At 68.3% G+C, this 6905-nt stretch carries 6 protein-coding genes; 1 reads left to right on the forward strand and 5 read right to left on the reverse strand.

What is annotated here, in order from left to right:
• Positions 1-32: 32 nt before the first annotated feature.
• Together rarD and ACTWQR_RS11405 are read right to left on the reverse strand one after the other, a co-directional pair.
• Complete coding sequence (gene rarD / locus ACTWQR_RS11400; RefSeq protein ID WP_443226853.1) at positions 33-1034, reverse strand: EamA family transporter RarD; 1002 nt, start codon at positions 1032-1034, stop codon at positions 33-35.
• 166 nt (positions 1035-1200) lie between these two features.
• On the reverse strand, positions 1201-2055 hold the full coding sequence (locus ACTWQR_RS11405) for an SDR family oxidoreductase (protein WP_443226854.1): 855 nt from the start codon (positions 2053-2055) through the stop codon (positions 1201-1203).
• 95 nt (positions 2056-2150) lie between these two features.
• On the opposite strand from ACTWQR_RS11405, the gene ACTWQR_RS11410 reads away from it, so the two are divergent.
• A complete protein-coding gene (locus tag ACTWQR_RS11410) occupies positions 2151-2555 on the forward strand; it encodes a winged helix-turn-helix transcriptional regulator (RefSeq protein ID WP_443226855.1) in 405 nt (134 codons plus the stop codon).
• A gap of 91 nt (positions 2556-2646) precedes the next feature.
• Here ACTWQR_RS11410 and ACTWQR_RS11415 read toward each other — a convergent pair whose 3' ends face one another.
• From ACTWQR_RS11415 to ACTWQR_RS11425, 3 genes are all read right to left on the reverse strand, one after another.
• Positions 2647-3726: a 2-oxoacid:ferredoxin oxidoreductase subunit beta gene (locus tag ACTWQR_RS11415; RefSeq protein WP_443226856.1), complete on the reverse strand. Its 1080-nt coding sequence runs from the start codon at positions 3724-3726 to the stop codon at positions 2647-2649.
• On the reverse strand, positions 3719-5647 hold the full coding sequence (locus ACTWQR_RS11420; RefSeq protein ID WP_443226857.1) for a 2-oxoacid:acceptor oxidoreductase subunit alpha: 1929 nt from the start codon (positions 5645-5647) through the stop codon (positions 3719-3721). The genes ACTWQR_RS11415 and ACTWQR_RS11420 overlap by 8 nt, the downstream gene beginning before the upstream one ends.
• A gap of 317 nt (positions 5648-5964) precedes the next feature.
• Complete coding sequence (locus ACTWQR_RS11425; RefSeq protein WP_443226868.1) at positions 5965-6624, reverse strand: LuxR C-terminal-related transcriptional regulator; 660 nt, start codon at positions 6622-6624, stop codon at positions 5965-5967.
• Between the last annotated feature and the right edge of the window lie 281 nt (positions 6625-6905).

Raw genomic sequence — 6905 nt, forward strand, 5'->3', positions numbered from 1 at the left:
TGCTGATTACTGACGCTACTGATGATTACTGGCTATGTAGTCGTAGTCGTACTTGGGCTCGTGCTCGGTGTCGACCGGGTCACCGCGGCCGCCCTCTCCCGCAGCGCCACCCTCAACCGCCGAGCCGTCCGCAGCGCGTCCCACGTCAGCAGGGACAGCGCCGCCCACACCAGCGCGAACCCGGCCCACCGCTCGGCGGGCATCGCCTCGTGGAAGTACAGGATGCCGAGCAGGAACTGCAGCACGGGCGCCAGGTACTGCAGCAGCCCCAGCGTCGACAGCGGCACCCGGATCGCCGCCGCCCCGAAGCAGACGAGCGGCGCCGCGGTCACCACACCGGTCGCGGCCAGCAGCGCCGCGTGCCCGGCGCCCTCGCCGCCGAACGTCGCGTCGCCCTGGGCCGACAGCCACAGCAGATACGCCAGCGCGGGAAGGAACTGGATCGCGGTCTCGGCGGCCAGCGAATCCAGGCCGCTCAGATTGACCTTCTTCTTCACCAGCCCGTACGTCGCGAAGGAGAAGGCGAGGCAGAGGGAGATCCACGGCGGCCGGCCGTACCCGATGGTCAGCACGAGTACCGCGGCGAAGCCGATGCCGACGGCTGCCCACTGGGCGGGCCGCAGCCGTTCCTTCAGGAGCAGGACGCCCATCGCGATGGTGACGAGGGGGTTGATGAAGTAGCCGAGGGACGCCTCCACCACGTGGCCGGAGTTCACGGCCCAGATGTAGACGCCCCAGTTGATCGTGATGACGGTCGCCGCGACGGTGATCAGAGCCAGCCTGCGCGGCTGCCTCAGCAGCGGACCTGCCCAGGCCCAGCGCCGCATCACCACGAGCGCGATCAGCACGACGCCGAGCGACCACACCATGCGGTGGGCGAGGATCTCGCCCGCTCCGGCGGGTTCGAGCAGTGGCCAGAAGAGGGGAACGAGGCCCCACATGCCGTACGCCGCGAAGCCGTTCAGCAGACCGATGCGCTGCTCGCCCTTGGACTCCGGCCCTACACCTATGTGCTGTTCGCCCTTGGACTGCACCGGCGCGCCCCTCCTTCTTCTCCGGCTGCGGACACGCAGCCTTCAAGAAGGTAGCGCCGAGCGCCCCTGCCCGTCATGCCCGTATCGCTATACGGTCATGACGGGCAGGGGTTCCCCGGGGGGAGGGGGCTCAGGCCCGAGGGCTCTGGCTCAGTCCTTCAGCGGCTCAGCCCTTCAGCGCCGCCGCGATCGACTCCGCGATCGGCGTGGTCGGGCGGCCGGTCAGCCGGGACAGGTCACCGGTGACACCGGCCAGCTCGCCCTTCTCGATGGACGCGTCCACGCCGGCGAGAGTCGCGGCGAGGGCCTCGGGCAGCCCGGCGCCGACCAGGATGCCGGTGAACACCTCGACGGAGACGGGGTTGTAGCCGATCTCCTTGCCGGACTGCTTGGCCACCTCGGCGGCGTACTCGGCGAAGCTCCACGCGGTGTCGCCGGCCAGCTCGTACGTCTTGTTCTCGTGGCCCTCGCCGGTCAGTACGGCGACGGCGGCGGCCGCGTAGTCCGCGCGGGCGGCGGAGGCGACCTTGCCCTCACCGGCGGCCTGGGTGACGGCGCTGTATTCGAGGACCGGGGCGAGGTTCTCGGTGTAGTTCTCGTTGTACCAGCCGTTGCGCAGCAGGGCGTACGTCACGCCGGACTCCAGGATCGCCTGCTCGGTGCCCTTGTGGTCGTCGGCCAGCGCGGCCGTCAGGCCGCCCGGGGCGCTGGTGTACGCGAGGAGCGCGACTCCGGCGGCCTTGGCGGCTTCGAGGACGACCTTGTGCTGGCCCACGCGGCCCTTGTCGAACTCGTTGCCCGAGATGAGGAGCACCTTGTCGCCGGCGGAGAAGACGCTGTCGAACGTCTCGGGAGCGTTGTAGTCGGCGATCGCGATCTTCACGCCGCGGGCCGCGAAGCCTGCGGCCTTCTCCTCGCTGCGGACGACGGCGGTGATCTGGTCGGCCGGAACCTTCTCCAGCAGTCCCTCGATGACGAAACGGCCGAGGTGGCCGGTGGCTCCGGTGACGACGATGCTCATGTCTGAAACAACTCCTTGTGGGGTGCGGGTCTGGCACTAACCATAGGAGATGCACTAACTCTTCGAAAGTACCCACTTTGAAGTAAGGTACTGGCATGGCCGTAAGTCCCAGCACCACCCCGACCACCAGCCCAGTCGCCAAGTGGAACGTCGAAGGGGAGGCGATGTGCCCGCACCGCCTCGTCCTGGAGCACGTCACCAGCCGCTGGGGCGTTCTCGTCCTGATCCAGCTCCTGGAGCGCCCGTACCGCTTCAGCGAGCTGCGCCGCGCCATCGGCCGCGTCAGCGAGAAGATGCTCACCCAGACCCTGCAGACCCTTGAGCGGGACGGCCTCGTCCACCGCGACGCCAAGCCGGTCATCCCGCCGCGCGTCGACTACTCGCTCACCGACCTGGGCCGCGAGGCCGCCGAGCAGGTGCGCGCCCTGGCCGTCTGGACCGAGGGGCGGATGGACGACGTGCAGAAGGCCCGCCAGGCATACGACGAGGCCCGGACCTGATGGTCCGGGCCTGGCAAGTCGTACGAGAGGGAGCCCAGCAAGTCGTACGAGACGGAGCTCAGCAAGTCGTACGAGAGGGACACGAGATGGATTAGCCGACGACCGTCCAGGTGTCCCCGCCCGCCAGCAGTGCCGCCAGGTCACCCTTGCCGTTCTGCTCGATGGCCGTGTCGAGCTGGTCGGCCATCTGCGTGTCGTACACCGGACGGTCGACGGAGCGGAAGACACCGATCGGGGTGTGGTGGAGGGTGTCCGGGTCGGCGAGGCGGGAGAGCGCGAACGCCGTCGTCGGTGAGGGTGCGTGGGCGTCGTGGACCAGGATCTGCGACTCGTTCTCCGGCGTGACGGTGACGGCCTTGAGGTCGCCGGTCAGCGAGTCGCGTACGACCCCCTTGGACGCGTCCGTTCCGAAGCGGATCTGCTGCCCGTGCTCCAGGCGGATCACCGCCTCCTCGGCCTGCTGCCTGTCCTTGAGGACCTCGAAGGCGCCGTCGTTGAAGATGTTGCAGTTCTGGTAGATCTCGACGAGGGCCGTGCCCGGGTGGGCGGCCGCCTCGCGCAGTACCTCGGTGAGGTGCTTGCGGTCGGAGTCGACGGTCCGCGCCACGAAGGACGCCTCGGCGCCGATGGCGAGGGACACCGGGTTGAAGGGCGCGTCCAGCGAGCCCATCGGCGTCGACTTGGTGATCTTGCCGACCTCGGAGGTGGGCGAGTACTGGCCCTTGGTGAGCCCGTAGATCCGGTTGTTGAACAGAAGGATCTTCAGGTTCACGTTGCGGCGCAGGGCGTGGATCAGGTGGTTGCCGCCGATGGACAGCGCGTCGCCGTCACCCGTGACGACCCAGACGGACAGGTCGCGGCGCGAGGAGGCGAGGCCGGTCGCGATGGCGGGGGCGCGGCCGTGGATGGAGTGCATCCCGTAGGTGTTCATGTAGTACGGGAAGCGGGAGGAGCAGCCGATGCCCGAGACGAAGACGATGTTCTCCTTCGCCAGGCCGAGCTGGGGCATGAAGCCCTGCACGGCGGCGAGAACCGCGTAGTCACCGCAGCCTGGGCACCAGCGCACTTCCTGATCGGACTTGAAGTCCTTCATGGACTGCTTGGCCTCGGCCTTGGGCACCAGAGTGAGCGCCTCGATCGTGTCCGAGCCTTCCGTGGTCGTCTCAGCCATCGATGGCCTCCTTGAGAGCTGTGGCGAGCTGTTCGGCCTTGAACGGCATGCCATTGACCTGGTTGTACGAGTGGGCGTCCACCAGGTACTTCGCCCGGACCAGCGTGGCGAGCTGTCCGAGGTTCATCTCGGGGATCACCACTTTGTCGTAACGCTTCAGCACCGTGCCGAGATTCCGCGGGAAGGGGTTGAGGTGTCGCAGATGGGCCTGGGCGATCGGCTCGCCGGCGGTGCGCAGCCGGCGTACGGCCGCGGTGATGGGCCCGTACGTCGATCCCCAGCCCAGGACGAGGGTGGTGGCGCCGTGCGGGTCGTCGACGTCCAGGTCCGGTACGTCGATGCCGTCGATCTTCGCCTGGCGGGTGCGGACCATGAAGTCGTGGTTGGCCGGGTCGTAGGAGATGTTGCCCGAGCCGTCCTGCTTCTCGATGCCGCCGATGCGGTGTTCCAGGCCGGGTGTGCCGGGGATGGCCCAGGGGCGGGCGAGGGTCCCCGGGTCGCGTTTGTAGGGCCAGAAGACCTCGGTGCCGTCGTCCAGGGTGTGGTTGGGGCCCTGGGCGAACTGCACGCGCAGGTCGGGGAGTTCGTCGGTGTCGGGGATGCGCCACGGTTCGCTGCCGTTGGCCAGGTAGCCGTCGGACAGCAGCAGCACCGGGGTGCGGTAGGTGAGGGCGATGCGGGCGGCTTCGAGGGCGGCGTCGAAGCAGTCGGCGGGCGTGCGGGGGGCCACGATCGGCACCGGGGCCTCGCCGTTGCGCCCGTACATCGCCTGCAGCAGGTCGGCCTGTTCGGTCTTGGTCGGCAGGCCGGTCGAGGGGCCGCCGCGCTGGATGTCGAGTACCAGCAGCGGCAGTTCCAGGGAGACGGCAAGACCGATGGTCTCGGACTTGAGGGCGACGCCGGGGCCGGAGGTGGTGGTGACGGCGAGGGAGCCGCCGAAGGCCGCGCCGAGGGCGGCGCCGATGCCGGCGATCTCGTCCTCGGCCTGGAAAGTGCGCACGCCGAAGTTCTTGTGCTTCGACAGTTCGTGCAGGATGTCGGAGGCCGGCGTGATCGGGTACGAGCCCAGGTAGAGCGGCAGGTCGGCCTGGCGGGAGGCGGCGATCAGGCCGTAGGACAGGGCCAGGTTCCCGGAGATGTTGCGGTAGGTGCCGGTGGGGAACGCGGTGGCGGCCGGGGCGACCTCGTAGGAGACCGCGAAGTCCTCGGTGGTCTCGCCGAAGTTCCAGCCCGCGCGGAACGCGGCGATGTTGGCGGCCGCGATGTCGGGTTTCTTGGCGAACTTGGATTTCAGGAACTTCTCGGTGCCCTCGGTGGGCCGGTGGTACATCCAGCTCAGCAGGCCCAGCGCGAACATGTTCTTGCTGCGCTCGGCCTCCTTGCGGGAGAGGTCGAACTCCTTGAGCGCCTCGACGGTCAGCGTGGTCAGCGGCACCGGGTGGACGTTGTAGCCGTCCAGGGAGCCGTCCTCCAGCGGGCTTGCGGCGTAGCCGACCTTGGCCATCGCCCGTTTGGTGAACTCGTCGGTGTTGACGATGATCTCCGCGCCGCGCGGCACGTCGGCGATGTTGGCCTTCAGGGCCGCCGGGTTCATCGCCACCAGCACGTTGGGCGCGTCGCCCGGCGTGAGGATGTCGTGGTCGGCGAAGTGCAGCTGGAACGATGAAACGCCCGGCAGGGTGCCTGCGGGCGCTCGGATCTCGGCGGGGAAGTTCGGCAGTGTCGAAAGATCATTGCCGAACGATGCCGTCTCGGAGGTGAAGCGATCACCGGTGAGCTGCATACCGTCACCGGAGTCCCCCGCGAACCGGATGATCACCCGGTCGAGCCGACGTACGTCCTTCACGCCCGCCGGTTTGCGCTGTTCTCCTACGACGGTTCCGTCGGCCTGTTCCGCTGGACTGCTGACCTGGCTGGTCACTGAACTGGACCTCCCTCGCGGCGGCTGTCTGCGGACGGCCTTCCCGCAGACGTTCCCACGCTCAACCCTACGTCGGTAAGGGTCGCCTTCCCGTGGTGATTCGCATGATGGACACCCATTTGAGACGGCCGGACGCCCTGATTTGCCATGATTCACCCGCCCCCCGGCGCTGGTCTTGAAGACGCTGCTGGCTCATCCTTTGGTTCTCGTGCTCGCTGTTCGCTACTTGTGCTTGGTTCGCTGTTCGCTGTTCGCTGTTCGTGCTTGGCTTGTGCTCGCTGCTTGTGCTTGCCGCTGCTCGTGCTTGCTGCTGGTCGTCAGGAGTTCAGGTAGGTGAGGACCGCGAGAACACGCCGGTGGTCCCCGTCGCTCTGGGACAGGCCCAGCTTCAGGAAGATGTTGCTGACGTGCTTCTCGACCGCGCCGTCGCTGACCACGAGCTGACGTGCGATCGCGGAGTTCGTCCGCCCCTCGGCCATAAGTCCTAGGACCTCCCGCTCGCGTGGGGTGAGTCCGGCGAGGACGTCCTGTTTGCGGCTGCGGCCCAGGAGCTGCGCGACGACCTCCGGGTCGAGCGCGGTACCGCCTCTGGCCACGCGTACCACCGCGTCCACGAATTCACGCACCTCGGCTACCCGGTCCTTGAGCAGATAGCCCACGCCGTGGCTGGAACCGGCGAGCAGTTCGGTGGCGTACTGCTCCTCCACGTACTGCGACAGCACCAGTACACCGAGTCCCGGGTGCTGCTTTCGGAGCTGTACGGCCGCTTTGACGCCCTCGTCGGTGTGCGTCGGCGGCATTCGGACGTCGGCGACCACGACGTCCGGGAGCGCGTCCTGGGCCGCGAACTCCGTGATGGTCTTGATCAGGGCGTCCCCGTCGCCGACTCCGGCGATCACGTCGTGCCCGCGGTCGGTCAGCAACCGGGTCAGGCCCTCCCTGAGCAGCACTGAATCCTCGGCGATGACCACGCGCACTCTGTCCTCCACGATCTTCGGCCCCCCAGCCCATCCCGGTTTCGTTCGCCCGGGTCGTTCCTGCTTGTACGGTCAGCCTCCAGCATTCCAGCATCGGGGGCTGGGTGGGGGTGCCTCCGGCGGTTGGGTGGTCGGGTGGTTGTTTTGTCTGCGGGTGGGTGGGGGCTGGTCGCGCAGTTCCCCGCGCCCCTTGGGTGTGTGGGGGGTCGGGGACGTGCCGGGGCATCCGAGCGCCGCTCTGAGGTAGTCGGGTTGGCCGGGAAGCGCGGCGCTCGGACGCC

Origin of the sequence: Streptomyces sp. 2A115 (genome assembly GCF_052245575.1) — a bacterium.
Classification (GTDB): domain Bacteria; phylum Actinomycetota; class Actinomycetes; order Streptomycetales; family Streptomycetaceae; genus Streptomyces.